The organism is Streptomyces sp. NPDC002088, assembly GCF_040296605.1.
Classification (GTDB): domain Bacteria; phylum Actinomycetota; class Actinomycetes; order Streptomycetales; family Streptomycetaceae; genus Streptomyces.
On sequence record NZ_JBEOXO010000024.1, the window covers coordinates 166,187 to 182,350 of the forward strand.

A 16,164-nucleotide genomic window follows, 5' to 3' on the forward strand; every position below is an offset into this window, starting at 1 on the left:
CAGCATCATGACAACCACGCCCTCTTTCCGGAGGATTCGACCGCTTTTCGTCCGATCCGGCCGACTCACGCCCGCTCGATACACACAAGGCGGCTGAAGTCGGCGCTGTACGCGTCCATACGAGTCCGCGTGGTTCTGAACGTTCATCTACAGTGCCCGCAGCCCCTCGATCACTTCGCGCAGGATCCGTTCGTCGGGCAACTGCGCGGGCGGCACCGGACGGCTGACGGTGACGCAGCCGAGTTCCAGCAGGTCGCCGAGGAGCACCCGGACCACGCCCACGGGAAGGTCGGCGTCCGCGGCGAGTTCGGCCACGGACTGTGTCTCCGTGCGGCACAGGTCGATGAGGGCCCGGTGCTCCGGACCGAGACCGATGTCGTCGTCGACTCCGGGCGCCCCCGGGTCCAGAGTGACGAGCGCGATCAGGTCGAAGCGCACCCCGGTGGGGCCGGGCTTGGTTCGGCCGCCCGTCATGGCGTACGGGCGCACGAGGGGCCCGGCCTCATTGTCGTACCACTGGCTGCCCTGCTCGCGCGGGGCGTCTCGCATGCCTTCGGTCATCTCCGCGGACCGCTCTCTCGTCTCACCCGGCGGCCGGCGGCCGCGCGCCGACCCGCGGCGCGCTGTGGAGGTGCTCGCCGACACGCTTGACCAGCCGTGCCATCTCGTACGCCACCAGACCGATGTCGGCGGTCACGGCGGTCAGGACGGCAAGGCAGGAGCCGTCGCCCGCGGCGGCCACGAACAGGAAGCCGTCGTCCATCTCCACCATCGTCTGGCGCACACCGCCGACGCCGAAGTGCCTGCCCGCGCCCTTGGCCAGGCTGTGGAAGCCGGAGGCGACCGCGGCTAGGTGTTCGGCGTCCTCGCGGCGGAGGCCGGTCGAGGCACCCACGGCGAGGCCGTCGTTGGACAGCACCACGACGTGCCGTACTTCGCTCACGCGCATCACCAAGTCGTCCAGCAGCCAGTCGAGCTCGCCGGATCGTTGGGCGGCCCTCATGCTCGGGTCGTGGATCATGCGGGATCTCCTTCGCCTCTGTCGCTGCCCGGTGCGGAGTCCGGGGTGGCACCACGGCCGGGTTGCCTGCCGCCGCCGCGTGTCCAACCTGCGCGGTAGGCCGCCATGCGGTCCCGTACGAGTTCTGGGGTGCGCTGGTCGTCGCTGCGCGGGTCGGCCGACTGCGCCGGTTCCTCGGAACGCCGCTCGCGCAGTTGGGGGGCGAGGCTCGCCTGCCGTACGCGTCGCGGGAGGTCGTCGGATCCCTGGGAGTCGTCCGGGGGACGGTGCAGGCGCAAGGTGGTGACTCCGGGGGGTGGGTCTTCGGTCCTGCTGTCCGCCCTGCTGTCGGCCGCGGCCCGTACGGGGGCGACCAGCGCGGGTCGGTCGGCGGGCGGAGGGACGGCCTCCTGGTGTGCGGCTGCGCCCGCCACGCGCGCGTATTCGCGTTCCGTGGGGCGTTGGGCTTCCTCGGTCTCACGGAGGGAACGTTCCGGCGTGCCGCTCTGCAGCAGGGCGGTGGGCAGCAGGACGACCGCGGTGGTGCCGCCGTAGGGCGAGGTCTGCAGGTGCACCTTGATGCCGTGGCGCGCGGCGAGTCGGCTGACCACGAAGAGACCGAGCCTGTCGCTGTCGAACAGATCGAGGGCCTCGGACTGTGCGATGCGCCGGTTGGCCTCGTCGAGGGTCTCCTTGCCCATGCCCAGTCCGCGGTCCTCGACCTCGATCGCGTAGCCGTTGCCCACGGGTTCGCCCGTGATGCGCACGCGCGTGTGGGGCGGCGAGAACTGGGCGGCGTTCTCGACGATCTCGGCCAGCAGGTGGGTGAGGTCGGCGACGGCGACGCCGGTGACGGACGCCTCGGGGAGTTGTCGTACCTCCACGCGCGCGTAGTCCTCGACCTCGGAGACAGCCGCGCGGACCACGTTCGTCAGGGAGACCGGCATGCGCCAGGCCCGGCCGGGAGCCGCTCCGGAGAGGATGATCAGGCTCTCCGCGTGGCGCCGCATACGGGTGGTGAGGTGGTCGAGCCGGAACAGGTCACTCAGTTCGTTGGGGTCGTCGGACCTGCGCTCCATGCTGTCGAGGAGGCTCAGCTGGCGGTGGACGAGGACCTGGCTGCGCCGCGCGAGGTTGACGAACACCCCGGAGATGCCGCTTGCCAGTTCGGCGCGCTCCACGGCGGCCCGAAGCGCGGCGCGGTGCACGATGCCGAGGGCCTCGGCGACCTGTCCCGTCTCGTCCTCCGCGCGCGGTCCGGGCGGCGCTTCGGCCCGTACGTCGATTTCCTCGCCGGCGCGCAGTTTCCGCATCGTCTCGGGGAGTTTGCGCCGGGCGATCTCCAGGGCACTGTTGCGCAGGCTGACCAGTTCGACTACGAGGCCGCGCCCGATGCGCACCGAGATGACGAGCGACGCGGCGACGGCGGCGAGGCCGAGGAGCACCGCGGCACCGGCCGGGGTGAGCAGACCGCGGGTGAACGGGTCGGCCCGGTCGGCGACGCTGCGTCCGGCGTCCTCCCCGATCGTCCGCATTCCGCCCTGCACGCGCGTGTGGGCCTTGTCCCAGGTGGCCTCCGGTGCCGCATCGATCGCCCGTGGGCCCGGGCCGCTCGCGAGGACCTTGTCCTCGACGGCGCCCACGCTGGTGTAGGCGCTGCTCTCGGCGAGGTTCTGCCAGGCGGCGCGCTCGGAGCCGCGCAGGTCCGCAACGGCGGCTTCCGTGAGGGCGCGGCGGGTATCGACGGCCCCGGTGAACAACCTCAGCCACTCTCCGTCGAGCCGGCCGGCGAGGCGCGCGCTGGAGAGCACCGCGTCCTCCTGAGCCAGTGCCTCTCCCGCGCGGGAGAACTCAAGCAGTACGCGCGCGTCGGAGCCGAGGTCGGCGTCCTGGATGCCGGTCAGCGCGCCGCCCACGCGGAAGGCCTCCGTGATGCTGTTCGTGTAGCGCCCGTACGCCTCGTCCCACCCGGCGCGGCCGCCGAGCACGTCGGTCCGCAGCGAGCGCAGTTCCTCCACGCCAGTGACGAACGCTTCGAGTCGCCGGGCGACTCCGGCGGGCAGCTCCTGGCTGTCGGCGACGGTGTTGTGGTCACCGAGCCGCAGCTTCGCGACAGCCCGGTCCGTGCGTTCCGTGAGCTTCCGGTAGTCGCCGCCCGGTGTGGAGGCCGGGTCGGTCGCGTAGCGCACGGCGGCGGCGCGCTCGGCCTGGAGTGCGGCGACCGCGGCCGCGACGGGGGCCCGGACCTGGGAGTCCACGCGCTGCAACTGCCGCAGCCTGGAGACGTCCTGGGCGGTACTGACGGTGGCGGACGCCCACAGCGCCAGCAGCGACACGACCGGCACCATCAACAGACAGACGATCTTGGCCCGGACGGTACGCGGCCGTATCCGCCAGCGCCCCACACGCGTGTGCACGCTGTCCGTCGGAGCGGCCGAGGACTCGTCGGGGCCCTCGTCGGCGGGTGGTCCGGCGTGTGCGCGGCGACCGCGCGCGGGGGACGGGGGCGGCGTCTCGGCGCCGGCTGTGGCGGTCCTACGGGGTGTACGCATGGCCTCCTCGCTCGGAAGTGGTTCGGGGCGTTCCGTCCGGACCGGCGCGCCGGTCCGGAACGCCGCTAGCGGGCGACGCTCTCGACCGGCTGCTGGGCCGAAGCGGATGCCTCGCGCTCCCCCGTCGTCGGCGACAACGCGACGAAGGCCGAGGTCAGGAAGAGATAGGACCCGAGGCCCACGGCGAGGGGGAAGATGAACTGCATCGCCGTGGCCCCGGGCAGAACCCCGCCGGAGGGCGTGACACGCACGCTCACCGCGAACATCCCTGTGTAGTGCATGCTGCTGACCGCGGCCCCCATGACGAGCGAGGCCACGGTGACCGCGACCGGCGACTTGATGTTGAGGGCCGCCCACAGGGCCGCGGTCGCCGCGACGACGGCGATCAAAACGGAGAGCCCGACGAGCACCGGGTCATAGGTCACGTCACCGTGCAGTCGCACCGCGGCCATACCCAGGTAGTGCATGCTCGCAACGCCCAGCCCGGTGGTGAGTCCGCCGATGAGGAGCGCGCGCGTGCGGTCGCGGCTGTAGCCGACGACGAAGACGCCGACGGAGACGACGATCATGGCGACGAGGAGGCTCAGTACGGTGAGCGGCACGTCGTAGCGGATATCGGTGCCGCTGACGCCGAAGCCGAGCATGGCCACGAAGTGCATGGTCCAGATGCCGGTCCCGATCGCCGAGGCCGCCGTGACGAGCCAGTTGCGGCGCGAGCGCCCGGTGGCGCCGAGCGCGCGGACGGTGCAGCGCAGACCCAGCGCGGCGCCTATACAGGCCATCACGTACGACAACGCGGGGGTCAGCCAGCCGAAGGTGGCGTGGTCCAGGTGTCCCATGGCCCGTGGACGCTAGTCGGGGCATGGGCGCACAAAGGGGGCGCATTTCGAAAGGTGTTGGAAAGTGGCGCAGAAATGTTCCTGCGCGATCGTACAACGCTCGAACATGTGCGCCGATTCGTCGTCCGTGTCGGTGAGGGATCACGCCGAACATGACCGAACACCACACACACATCCAGAAGTTCTTCACCACCCGGGCCGCCGACCGGGACACCCGGTTCCCCGACGACGACCCCGCCCATACGGCCGCGATCGCCGCCCTCCGGCTGCGCGAGGGGGACCGCGTGCTCGATGCGGGCTGCGGCACCGGGCGTGCCATACCGCCCCTGCGCGCCGCCGTGGGCGCCTCGGGAGTGGCCGTCGGGCCGATCTGACGCCGGCCATGCTGGAGGCCGCGGCACGGGCCGGGAGGGGCCGTGACGGGCGGTTGCTGCTCACCGACGTCGCCGCGCTTCCTCTGCGCCCGGAGTCGATCGATGCCGTGTTCGCGGCGCGCCTCGTCTCCCATCTACCCGATCCGGCCAAGAACCTGCGGGAGTTGGCGCGCACGGTGCGCCGCAGCGGCACGTTGCACTGTTCCACCCGATCGGCAGGAAGGCGCCGGCCGCCCGCCAGGGCCGCCGGATCACCCCGGACGACCTGCGCGCGGAGCCCATTCTCCGTCCGCTGCCGGCCGCTTCGGGGTGGCGCATGACGTCGTACGTCGACGAGGACACGCTCTTCCTCGCCCTCGCGGTCCGGAAGGGCTGAGCCCTCAACTGCGTCCCTTGACCTCCGCTATGAAGGCGTCGGGATTGTCGAACATGACGTTGTGACCGGCACCGGGAACAGTCACCACCCGCACACCCGCGGCCTCCAGGGCCTCCCTGCCCGCGAGTTCACCGCTGAGCCCGCCCTGCAGGTACACGCGCTCGATCGCCAGCTCTTCGAGGATGGTGCGCATGACGGGTTCCGAACCGCTTCTGAGCCCGACCGCGGAACGGTGCAGGGCGCGCGGATCGGCCAGCCGCATGGTCGCCGCCCACAGCGGTCCGACCTTCTCCAGCACGCGCGCGTAGTCGCCGTCGACGAACGCGTTCTCCTCGTAGGAGGCGATGCCGCTGCTGCCCGCCGCGGGCGGAGGGAAGGGGTCGAGGTTGGCCTCGGTGAGGACGAGCCGGGACACGAGGTCGGGCCGACGACGGGCGAGCACGATGGCGACGGAGCCGCCCATACTGTGCGCGACGAGCTCGGCTCCGGTCACGCCCGCCGCGTCGAGCGCTGCCGCCAGGGCGTCGGCGTGATCCTCGAGCGTGTAGCCGAAGTCTTCGGGCCGGTCGCTGGTTCCGTGCCCCGGGAGGTCGACGAACAGACTTCGCCGGCCCACGAGTTCGGGCCTGGCTGCCACGTGCACGTGATACACCGCCGAGGCCGCCCCCAGCCCGTGCACGTACACCCGCGCGGGTTCCGCTCCCGGCACCTCCGTCCAGCGGATGCAGCTTCCCTTGTCGTCGAACTCGGCCTGCTTCATCGCGTCTCCCTCGCGTCATCGGCTTCGTTTCCGCAGCCATCGAGAAGATACCTCGAAGTCGAGGTATAGAGAAGACGATGTATGAAGAAGGAGAGGTATAGCCTTCACGATGTACACCGCGAGTGCGCGAGAATGCGGGCATGCTGGAGCTCGCCATCCTCGGTTTCCTGTACGACGCCCCTTTGCACGGCTATGAGCTGCGCAAACGCATCACCGCCCTCACGGGGCACGTGCGGCCGGTCGCCGAGAGCACGCTGTACCCCGCGATCAAGCGCATGGAGAAGGCCGGTCTGCTGGCCCGCGCCACGGAGCCGGGTGCCGTGGCAGCCCCGCGACACGTTCTGACGCTCACCGACGAGGGCAGGCGCGAACTGCGGCGCCGGCTCGCCGAACCCGCCCAGCGCGACATCACCGACGAGAACCGCTGGTTCACGGTGCTCGCCTTTCTGCGGCACCTGGACGACCCGGGCGCTCAGTCGGCGGTGCTGCGGCTCAGGCTGGCCTTCCTGGAGGAGCCGGCGAGCTTCTTCTACGCCGGTGACCGCCCGCTGCGCGCAGAGGAGCTGGACGATCCCTTCAGGCGCGGCATCCTGACCATCGCGCGTGCCACGTCCCGAGCCGAACTCGCCTGGCTGCGGGAGACTCTGGGCTCACTGGGCGGCTGACCCGTCCACATGACGTACGGGGCAGCCCCGAACGCCGGGGACGGGGCGGGTGCCGAGGTCCTTCAGCAGGTAGCCGTCCGGGTAGCTCTTGATCTCCCAGTTCTGACGCGCGTGGTGCGGTGCGCGCCTCGGCGGCAGCAGGCGGACTGCGCGCCCCCGCATCCGTACCGCACGGCGTACGAACGCGCGGGTGAGGTCGCCCGGCGGGGTGTACCGAAAGGCCCGCAGGAGCGGTTCGTCGAGCAGGGCGAGCGTCAAGGTGCGCAGAAGGGGGGCGAGCGGGCGCGGGTACCAGGAGGCCATCAGGGCGAGCGTGGCGTCGGAGACCCGTCGCGCGTCCTCGTCCCAGCAGAAGTGGGCCTCTTCGTAGGCGTCGAGGCAGGCCTCGAACTCCTCGTAGGTCTCGGGGATGTCCTTGATGCCCATGTGCCGTCCCAGGGTGCGGTAGTGGACGGCCGAGGCGACGACCTCGTGATGCGACAGCCGGCGCCACGCGTAGGCGTCGATCCACCTCCTGGGCATCACGACGAACGTGCACAGGACATAGCGCATGTCATCGTTGCTGATGTCGTAGCTGCGGTGCATCTGGTTGATGCGGCGGACCGCCGTACGGCCCTGCACGCTGTCGAAGCCGTGCTCGACGACGGCGTCGAGAAGCAGCGATGTGTCGTCGTAGCGCTTCTGCGTACGGTCCGCGAGCTCCGCCGTCTCGGCGAGCAGGCGGCCGATGCTGGGGACGGCGTAGGTGCGGTACAGGGCCAGTTCGAGTGCCCGGGTGAAGTCCCAGGGGAACTCGTACGCCGAACTGAGCCTGTAGATCTCCAGCGAGTCCTTGTGCGGGTCCAACCGCCGGATCTGTTCGAGCCGCTCGAACCGCTTCACCGCATCGTCCCCCTTCTGCCACCGAAGCTCCAACTCTACGTTGGGGAGCAGGAGATGACCGATCGGCGAACAACCACACAGGGGGAAGGTGGTCAGCATGTTCAACAGGTTCCGCAAGGCGTGCGGCGGATTCGTCGGCTCGGTGCGACCGGAGGCGAGGAGTGAGCGGAAACGCACCCACAACTTGTTCGAGGCCGCCGCCGCATACGTCTCGGCCTGCGCGGAGGACGATCAGGAGCGGATCGACGAGGCAGCGGGCTGGGTGTCGCCGGAGGCACTGTCGTTCGGCGTGAGCGAGCTGGCATGCCGCGCGGTCATCGCCCTCGCGCGGGAGCGCGACGAGTCGCCGAGGACGGTGGCGCGTGAGCTCCTCGGGCTGCCGGCGACCTGAGGCGCCCGGTCACGGGTGGTCGATTCGTCCCCTCCAGGCAGAAAACTGCAGCTCCCGTGCTCTTGGGAGTCGTGACAAGCGGCTTCCGGGCGCACTAGGGTGCGCGCCGATGGACGAACCTATGGGGAGGCTGGGATGGCCGGGACGGATGAGAACGCCGTCGCCGCCGCGGACGACGCGCTCTATGTGCTCACGGCGCTGCTGCTGACGCCGGCGAAGTTCCCGAGTGTGCTGGGCGACGACTATCCGGAGGCCTGCGCGGCGCTCGGCCTCGCGCCGCTCGCCGACGGGTACGGCCTGGTGTTGGGGCAGGACGGTGATGGGGCGCGGTGGACGGTCGCCATCGACGACGTGTCGCTGGTCGCCGTCGCCATCGCGTCGTGGGACTGCGGCATGGAGTACGACCTGTCCCCCGAGGAGCGGACGGTCGTGGCCGCCCTGCCCGGCTGGCCTCTCGAGGTCGCGGTCGCGGCACCCGGCGTACCGGCGCCGCACGATCCGGCCCCCGAGTTCGCGGATGGTCCGCCACTGTGCCCGCCGGACACGACCACTTGGGGACCGGCCCAGCGGCGGCTGGGCGCGGACGAGATCGCGCTCCAATGGGCGATGTGGCGGGAGCAGCTCGACGACGACACGTTCACGAGCCTTGAGAACGGCTCCGAGGCGGCTACCGGCGCGGACGGAGACGCAAGGGCGTCCGAGGGCGCCAGTGTCGGCTCCGGGGCCTCCGAGGGTACTGAGGGCGGCTCCAGGGCGCCCGAGGGCACCGAGAGCCGCTCCGGGGCGTCCGAGGGCGCTGAGGGGACCACGAAGGACGCTCCCAAGGGGCCCCGCCACAGCGGGATCCGGCGCGTCCTCGCGGAGGCCCGGGCATACGTCGAGTCTCCACCGCCTCTGGGGCGCGTGCGGTCGTCCTTCGCATCGGGCGAGGCGCGGACCCTGCGCGCCGACGGTCCGGGCTGGTCGCTCGTGGCGAGGACCGACGACATCGCGTTCGTGCTGCTCGACGAGGAGCCCGGGGAGGTCCTGCCGGTGGGGCGCGGGCCGGAGCTGCCGGGTCTGCTGGCGGCGCTCGACAGGTTGGCCGTACGCCCCCACTGAGCCGGCTCGGCCATGTCGCCCGGTCGACGGCACGGCTCCGGTGCAACTGCTCCTGTCCGGGTCGAGGAGGATCGCGCCTCGGCGGCGCCCCGGTGACCCTCGGCGCGAGTTGAGCGCGCCGAGGGCGGCGTCGAGGGTCGACTCACCGGCCTGCCGGGCCGGGCAGTCCGCCGTCCGCGGGCCGCGCCATCGGCAGGCCCGCAGACGGAGACGGACGCCTCAGCGCCCCAGTTCCTTGCGCGTGACCCGACGCAGCCTGCGCCGCTGCGAGGGGTCCAGCGCGAGGTACGCAGCCGCGGGGACTCCCAGGACTATCAGGAGCGAGGCCCACCAGGGCAGCCAGATCAGCAGGATGAGTCCGGCCGCCACCCCTCCTGCGGCGATCTTCGCATTCTTCGACATGTGTGTGTCGCCTCCTTCGCGGCCACTGCCGCTCTCTGCTCTGAAAACGGGCCCGCGCTTCTCGCGGTTCCGAATCACGACCCTGAGAGGCCCCTGAGTCCCACCCTTACGCGCCCCTGCGAAGAGTGCCCCCCTTCACCGACAAGTGACCCAGGTGACACTTCAGCCGATTCCGCATGAACCCCACCTGTGCTGTACCCTCGGCGGCTCCGACCCCAAGTAGTCAAATTTGAGGAGTGCGGTTTCGCTGTGCAGAGGGTTCCCGCGGCAACACCGTCCGAGATCTCCGAACTGGCATGCTGCTCCGCCGTGTTCGTGCCCGGCGACCCGGCCCGCACCGGCAGTGTCGCCTTCTGGCGTCCCGACGGCGGCGCTCCTCCGGCCGTCCGGTCGGGGTCCGTCGCGAATCTGACCGTCGTGCTGCCGCGCGGCGACGGTGCCGAACGTGTGAGCGTGGCCGCCCTCCTGCTGCCGGTGCGTACGGCGTTGCCCCTGCTCACACGCGCGCGTGCCCTCGCAAACGGCCACCGGGCCACCGTCTTCTGGGGGACGGCCGCCGTGCTGGCCCTGCACCTTGTCGCCCGTGGACTGCTCCTGCCCGGCTTGTCCGCCGGCGACCACGACGCCTGGCGGGTGGGTCCGCTCGGCGCGGACGACGCCGAGCGGATCCGCCGACTCGCCGCCGCGATGCCGCCCGAGGCGCACGCCGTGCCGGTGAGCAATGCGGAGCCGCCGCGGCTGCCGGATCCGGAGCGGCTGCTGCGCGCTTTCCTGGACGCGGCCGCCGACGCGCTGCCCCGGTCCCCTGCCGCCGCGCTCGTGACGGGCGGTCCGGCCTACGCGGCGCAGCAACCGCAGCATCTGCCGGAGCAACGGGCGTGGGCGGCCGACGTCGCAGCGGGCCATGACGCCGGCGTACGGCTCTCGCTGCGGATCGAAGTGTCCGGTCTCATGCCCGGGGCGCCCGACGAGTCCGCGCAGCAGTTCCGGGCTGTGCCGCAGGTGCACAGCCTGAGCGATCCCACGCTCGTCGCGGACGCCGCCGAGGTGTGGGCCGGATCGGGCGCCGGGGCGGAGCTGGGCACCCGCGCGCGCGTGGCCTCCCTGCTCGCGCTCCGCCGGGCCGCTCGGGCCTGGCCCGCTCTCACGCCCCTGCTCTCCGTGAGCGTGCCGGATGCCGTCGACCTCGTCGACGAGGAGGTCACCGAGCTCCTCGGCGAGGGCGCGCGGGCTCTCGCGGCCGCCGGCGTGGACGTGCACTGGCCCAGGGAACTGGCCCGCGACCTCCACGCGCGTGTGGTGGTCGGCCCGTCGGACGACGAGGTGGGCCCCGGCAGGCTGTCCTCGAACGCGCCACCCTTCTTGTCCGCCGACGCGCTGCTGGCCTTCACCTGGAGGTTCTCGCTGGGCGAGCAACGCCTCACCCGCGAGGAACTGGACCGGCTTGCCGAGGCCAGTCGCCCCGTCGTACGGCTGCGCGATCAGTGGGTTCTGATCGACCCTCAGGAAGTGCGCCGCGCCCGCGCGCAGCAGGACCGGAAAGTCACGCCGGTCGACGCGCTGAGTGCCGCTCTGACGGGCTCCACCGAGGTCGACGGCCGCAGGGTCGACGTCCAGCCGACGGGGTGGCTGGCTGCCCTGCGGGAGCGGCTCGCCGACCCCGAGACGCAGGAGCCGGTCGGTCAGCCCGCCGCACTCCACGCCACGCTGCGGGACTACCAGCGCCGGGGCCTGAACTGGCTGGCCCGGATGACCTCCCTGGGCCTGGGCTGCTGTCTGGCCGATGACATGGGGCTCGGCAAGACGATCACTCTGATCGCCCTCCATCTGCACCGGCAGACCGACGCGACCGCCGCCGGCCCCACCCTGGTGGTCTGCCCGACTTCCCTGCTGGGCAACTGGCAGCGCGAGATCGAGAAGTTCGCACCCGGCACACGCGTGCGCCGCTTCCACGGGCCCGGGCGCAGCCTGGACGCCCTGGCCGACGGGGAGTTCGTGCTCACGACGTACGGCACGATGCGCCTCGACGCGCGCCGGCTCGCCGGGATGTCTTGGGGCCTGGTCGTGGCCGACGAGGCCCAGCACGTGAAGAACCCGTACTCGGCAACGGCCCGCGCGCTGCGCTCCATCGACGCACGCGCGCGTGTGGCGCTCACCGGAACCCCGGTGGAGAACAACCTGTCGGAGCTGTGGGCGATCCTCGACTGGACGACGCCGGGTCTGCTGGGCCGCCTCGGCACGTTCCGTACGCGGTACGCGCAGGCGGTCGAGGGTGGCCGGGATCCGGCCGCCGCGGCGCGGCTCACCAGGCTGGTGGGCCCGTTCTTGCTCCGCCGCCGCAAGTCGGATCCCGGGATCGCGCCCGAACTGCCGCCCAAGACCGAGACCGACCGTGCCGTGTCGCTCACCAGCGAGCAGGCCGGTCTGTACGAGGCCGTGGTGCGGGAGACACTGGCGGAGATCTCCAGCGCCGACAGCATGGCGCGGCGCGGACTGATCGTGAAGTTGCTGACCGGACTGAAGCAGATCTGCAACCACCCTGCTCAGTTCCTCAAGGAGGAGCGGCCGAGGATCACCGGACGCTCCGGGAAACTGGAGCTCCTGGACGAACTGCTCGACACCATCCTCTCCGAGGGGGCGAGCGTTCTGGTCTTCACCCAGTACGTGCAGATGGCGCGCCTCGTCGAGCGGCACCTGGCGTCCCGTGGTGTGCCGTCGCAGTTCCTGCACGGCGGGACGCCCGTCGCCGAGCGCGAGGCGATGGTGCGGCGCTTCCAGGATGGTGAAGTTCCCGTCTTCCTGCTGTCGTTGAAGGCGGCGGGCACGGGGCTGAACCTGACGCGGGCCGAGCACGTCGTGCACTACGACCGCTGGTGGAACCCTGCGGTCGAAGCACAGGCGACAGACCGCGCGTACCGCATCGGCCAGACCCGGCCGGTGCAGGTACACCGGCTGATCGCCGAAGGAACCATCGAGGACCGCATCGCCGACATGCTGGCCCGCAAGCGTGAGCTGGCCGAGGCGGTGCTCGGCTCGGGCGAGGCCGCCCTCACGGAGCTGACGGACGCGGAGCTGGCCGATCTGGTGGAACTGCGAGGAGGCGCGCGATGAACCGGCACGACGACATGGAGCGTACGTTCGCCGCCTTGCCGCCCGCGGGCGGGCGGGGTTTCGCTGAGAGTTGGTGGGGGCGCGCCTGGCTGAGGGCGCTGGCGGACACGGCGCTCGACGCCGAGCAGGTACGGACGGGCCGCAGACTCGCGCGCGCGGGAGCCGTGGGTGCGGTGTCGGTACGACCAGGGCGCATCACGGCCGTCGTCCAGGACCGCGACGGCACCCGGCATCGCGCCGACGTCCTGCTGGACGTGCTGTCCGACGACCAGTGGGACCGCTTCCTGGACCTGGCCGTCGAGCGGTCCGGACATGTGGCGGCGCTGCTCGACCGGGAGATGCCGCCGCACCTGGTCGAGGACGCGGCGGCCGCGGGTGTCGAGCTACTGCCCGGCACGGGCGATCTGGAGCCCGAGTGCGGCTGCGGAGCCTGGGACCACTGCGGACACACGGCGGCGCTCTGCCACCAGCTGGCGCGGCTGCTCGACCAGGATCCCTTCATCCTGTTGCTGATGCGGGGACGCGGGGAACGCGCCGTGCTGGACGACCTCCAGGCCCGCGCCACGCCCTTCGCCGACGCGCCGTCGCAGGCAGAGGGAGTGGACGCCGCGGAGGCATACGCGGGCGGGGACATCCTGCCTCCGCTCCCCGATCTGCCCGAGCTCCCTGCGGAGCCCGGTGTGCCACCGTCGCTGGACACCGAGGTCCCGCCCGCGCCCGGGGTCGACCCGAGCGCGCTGGAGTTCCTGGCCGCCCAAGCCGCCGAGGACGCCCGCCGCCTGCTCGCCGAGGCTCTGCTGGGCGAGCCCGAACCGGGGGTGCTGCTTGAAGCTGGCCTGTGCGAAGCGGAGTTGACGCCCCCTCAGGATGCCGTGCGGCTGGCCTCGGGCAGCGACCCCGACAGCCTCCTGGTCGACCGGCTCGCCCACGGGTCGGGCCGCAACCGCGCTGAACTGACCCTGGCCGTGCGGGCCTGGCAGCAGGGCGGCGTGGCGGGGCTGTCCGTGCTCGAGGAACAGTGGACAGTCGAGGGCGAGGCGCTCGCACGCGCACGTGCGGCCCTGGAGTCTGCCTGGGAGGACGACGAGCGGCCGGCCCTGCGCGCGAGAGGCAATCGATGGACGGCCGTCGGTACGCCCGGACAGCTGCGCCTGGGGCGTGACGGCCGCTGGTGGCCGTACCGGAAGGAGGGCAGCCGCTGGGTGCCCGCCGGAGACGCGGCCCGGGATCCCGCGGCGGCTCTTGCCTCTGCACTGTCCGATCTGGGCGACCCGGGCGATCTCGTCGATCTCGTCAAAGAGGGCCTCTAGAGGAACGGATCTCCTGAGGTGAAGCGGCCTCTGTGGGGTGCGGAGCCGGTCCGCCGAGCGGCCGACGTCCGTCGTTCACCCGGCCGTCGTGCGGCGTTCGACGCGAGGCCCAACTCTGGCCGCTGTCATCGCACTTGTCTCGTCCGACCGCAGTCGCGAAGTCGCCTTCGTCTGACCACTGTCCCGACCCTGCCCCTCAGAGGCTCCATGTCCCCGCACGTCACCGGCCGGCGCCGCGTCCACCGTTCCGTCGCGGCGGGCGTTCCCCTCGCCGTGCTGGCCGCCCTCGTGGCGACCGGCCCGGCCACGGGTGCCCCGTCCGCGGACGCCCGCGTCACCCGCACGGCGACGCTCGGCGACCTCCCGCTCGGCACGTTCAGCAACACGTTGTTGCCCGGCACGGTGGACGACGACCGGGGCGTGGGCCTCGGCGGCATCGGCAGCGACATCTATCCGGCGAGCCGCAAGGGCGAGTTCTGGACGGTCACCGACCGCGGGCCCAACGGCCAGATCAAGGTGAATGGCACAAAGCGCCGTACGTTCCCGGTGCCTGGCTTCGATCCGGCGATCGTGAAGATCCGGGTGTCCGGTGACACCGTGAAGGTGATCGACGCGATCCCGCTCACCACGTCGTCCGGGAAGCCAGTCACCGGCCTGTCGAACCTGCAGGGACGCGACGAGGCTCCGTACTCCTACGACTCGAAGACGCCCCTGTCCTACAACCCGAACGGGCTGGACACCGAGGGGATCGTGCGGGCCGCGGACGGGAGTTTCTGGCTCGTCGACGAGTACGGCCCCTCTCTCGTCCATGTCTCCGCGCGCGGGAAGGTGCTCACGCGGTACGTGCCCCAAGGACTTGACCTCACCGGCACGGACTACCCGGTGGTCGAGGCACTGCCGTCCGTGCTGCTGCACCGGAAGATCAACCGCGGTTTGGAGGGACTCGCCCAACTGCCGGGAGGCGACCTGGTGATGGCGGTGCAGAGCCCGCTGTCCCTTCCGGACGCGGATGCCGGAGACGCCTCGCGCACCACCCGCCTGCTGCGTTTCTCACCCAAGAAGCAGGCGGTCACCGCCGAGTACGCCTACCGCTTCGACCCGGTGAACGTGGTCGATCCGAGCGAGGACGACACCTCCGAGCTCAAGATCTCCTCGGTCGTCGCCGTCGGCGGCAACCGGCTGCTGGTCGAGGAGCGCACCGACAAGGCCGCCCGGCTGCAACTCGTGCGTCTGGACCTCGCCGCGGACATCCTCGGAAGCGCCTGGGACGACGACACGACGTCGCCGTCGCTGGAGCAGCTCGACGACCCGGCGGCCTCGGGCGTCCCGGTGCTGGCCAAGCGGCTGGTCGTCGACCTGGGCACGGTCGCCGGTGTGCCCGGGAAGATCGAAGGCGTCGCGCGCGTGGATCACGACACGCTCGCCCTCATCAACGACAACGACTTCGGAATGACGGACGGCGCGGGCGCCTTCGACGCGCAGGGCCGGTTGGTCGACAGCGGCATCGAGACGACGGTGACCTACGTGCGGCTGCCGCGGGACATCTGACCCTCGGCGCGGACCGCACGTCGTCAAGGCACCAGGGACGGGAGCAACGACACCCAGTCGCTCGGTATGTCGCTCGGAAGTTCGCTGGGGAACTGCGACGGCAGAGAGGGCAATTGGCTGGGCAGCCTGCTGGGCAGCTCGGTCGGGATACTGAAGGACGGCGCGGGCGAGCTGCTACTGCTCGCGCCGCTCTCGGCGGGCGGCTTTCGGTCCGGTGAGTCGTCGTTCCCGGAGGCCATCAGCACCACAACGGCGACGACGACCCCGACGGCCACGATCGCTGCGAGCAGTACGAAGAGGGGGTTCCGGCGCCGTCCCGGACCGCGTTCACCTTCTGGCGGCGGACCGTAACCGCCGTCGCCTCCCGAAGGAGGGCCGTAACCGCGTCCGTCGTCGTCCGGAGGAGGGCCATAGCTCCCTCCGTAGCCGTCCGAAGGCGGTCCATAGCCCCCTCCGGAACCGTGGTAGTCCCCTCCCGCCCCATGACTCGGGCCGGAGTGTCCGGGAGGTGGTCCGAAACCATCGCCCGGAGGCGGGATGTCACCCGGCGGACCGGGCGGCTGTGGCGGTACGGGCGGCATGGTCATACCGTCCAGGGTCACGCCGGACCGCCCCTGGCGCGACCCCCGCACGGAAGTTGACACGGACTCATGCCATGGAAGGCATGATTCCGAGGCAATCCGCGCGGGGACCGATCACAGCGAAACTACGCGGACACGCACACGCGCGCGTGCGTGCGTCCGTGTGCTCAGCCGCGAGCGCCGAGGAGGTGGTCCATGGCCAGCTGGTCGAGCTGCTCGAAGGCCATGCCACGCGCGGCGGCGGCGTCCACGTCGAAGTCCTCGAACGCGCT

Annotated in this window: 13 protein-coding genes and 1 pseudogene; 7 read left to right on the forward strand and 7 right to left on the reverse strand. The window is 71.5% G+C overall.

From position 1 onward, the window contains the following. Window positions 1-147 precede the first annotated feature (147 nt). The 4 genes from ABT114_RS38175 to ABT114_RS38190 form a co-directional block, all read right to left on the reverse strand. Window positions 148-549 (reverse strand): DUF742 domain-containing protein, encoded by a 402-nt coding sequence (locus tag ABT114_RS38175; RefSeq protein WP_390649521.1) that lies wholly within the window; start codon window positions 547-549, stop codon window positions 148-150. Window positions 550-583: 34 nt separating this feature from the next. After that, window positions 584-1,021 carry a roadblock/LC7 domain-containing protein gene (locus ABT114_RS38180; protein WP_351148170.1) on the reverse strand — a complete coding sequence of 146 codons (438 nt, stop codon included), beginning with the start codon at window positions 1,019-1,021 and terminating at the stop codon, window positions 584-586. Continuing rightward, window positions 1,018-3,552 (reverse strand): sensor histidine kinase, encoded by a 2,535-nt coding sequence (locus ABT114_RS38185; RefSeq protein ID WP_351148173.1) that lies wholly within the window; start codon window positions 3,550-3,552, stop codon window positions 1,018-1,020. Before ABT114_RS38185 ends, ABT114_RS38180 begins: the two co-directional genes overlap by 4 nt. A gap of 65 nt (window positions 3,553-3,617) precedes the next feature. After that, entirely contained in the window at window positions 3,618-4,391 is a 774-nt protein-coding gene (locus ABT114_RS38190) for an MHYT domain-containing protein (protein WP_351148176.1), read from the reverse strand. Window positions 4,392-4,543: 152 nt separating this feature from the next. Between ABT114_RS38190 and ABT114_RS38195 the strand changes: the two are divergent. Beyond that, window positions 4,544-5,141, forward strand: a pseudogene (locus ABT114_RS38195) (class I SAM-dependent methyltransferase). 4 nt (window positions 5,142-5,145) lie between these two features. On the opposite strand, the gene ABT114_RS38200 reads toward ABT114_RS38195, so the two are convergent. Further along, complete coding sequence (locus tag ABT114_RS38200; RefSeq protein WP_351148178.1) at window positions 5,146-5,901, reverse strand: alpha/beta fold hydrolase; 756 nt, start codon at window positions 5,899-5,901, stop codon at window positions 5,146-5,148. A gap of 140 nt (window positions 5,902-6,041) precedes the next feature. Between ABT114_RS38200 and ABT114_RS38205 the strand changes: the two genes are divergently transcribed. Further along, window positions 6,042-6,566 carry a PadR family transcriptional regulator gene (locus tag ABT114_RS38205; RefSeq protein WP_351148181.1) on the forward strand — a complete coding sequence of 175 codons (525 nt, stop codon included), beginning with the start codon at window positions 6,042-6,044 and terminating at the stop codon, window positions 6,564-6,566. Here ABT114_RS38205 and ABT114_RS38210 read toward each other — a convergent pair. After that, entirely contained in the window at window positions 6,552-7,448 is an 897-nt protein-coding gene (locus ABT114_RS38210) for an oxygenase MpaB family protein (RefSeq protein ID WP_351148217.1), read from the reverse strand. The genes ABT114_RS38205 and ABT114_RS38210 overlap by 15 nt on opposite strands. A gap of 97 nt (window positions 7,449-7,545) precedes the next feature. On the opposite strand from ABT114_RS38210, the gene ABT114_RS38215 reads away from it, so the two are divergent. Both ABT114_RS38215 and ABT114_RS38220 read left to right on the forward strand, forming a co-directional pair. Next, entirely contained in the window at window positions 7,546-7,839 is a 294-nt protein-coding gene (locus tag ABT114_RS38215; RefSeq protein WP_351148184.1) for a hypothetical protein, read from the forward strand. Between the two features lie 135 nt (window positions 7,840-7,974). After that, window positions 7,975-8,940, forward strand: a complete 966-nt coding sequence (locus ABT114_RS38220; protein WP_351148186.1) for a hypothetical protein — start codon at window positions 7,975-7,977, stop codon at window positions 8,938-8,940. Window positions 8,941-9,159: 219 nt separating this feature from the next. On the opposite strand, the gene ABT114_RS38225 is transcribed toward ABT114_RS38220, so the two are convergent. Continuing rightward, window positions 9,160-9,342: a tail-anchor membrane protein gene (locus tag ABT114_RS38225; RefSeq protein WP_351148189.1), complete on the reverse strand. Its 183-nt coding sequence runs from the start codon at window positions 9,340-9,342 to the stop codon at window positions 9,160-9,162. A 249-nt stretch (window positions 9,343-9,591) separates the two neighbouring features. Between ABT114_RS38225 and ABT114_RS38230 the strand changes: the two genes are divergently transcribed. From ABT114_RS38230 to ABT114_RS38240, 3 genes are all read left to right on the forward strand, one after another. Beyond that, on the forward strand, window positions 9,592-12,453 hold the full coding sequence (locus ABT114_RS38230; protein ID WP_351148192.1) for an SCO1167/SCO6262 family helicase: 2,862 nt from the start codon (window positions 9,592-9,594) through the stop codon (window positions 12,451-12,453). Next, complete coding sequence (locus tag ABT114_RS38235) at window positions 12,450-13,763, forward strand: SWIM zinc finger family protein (protein WP_351148195.1); 1,314 nt, start codon at window positions 12,450-12,452, stop codon at window positions 13,761-13,763. The genes ABT114_RS38230 and ABT114_RS38235 overlap by 4 nt, the downstream gene beginning before the upstream one ends. Window positions 13,764-13,970: 207 nt before the next feature. Continuing rightward, window positions 13,971-15,311 carry an esterase-like activity of phytase family protein gene (locus ABT114_RS38240; protein ID WP_351148198.1) on the forward strand — a complete coding sequence of 447 codons (1,341 nt, stop codon included), beginning with the start codon at window positions 13,971-13,973 and terminating at the stop codon, window positions 15,309-15,311. Window positions 15,312-16,164: the final 853 nt, after the last annotated feature.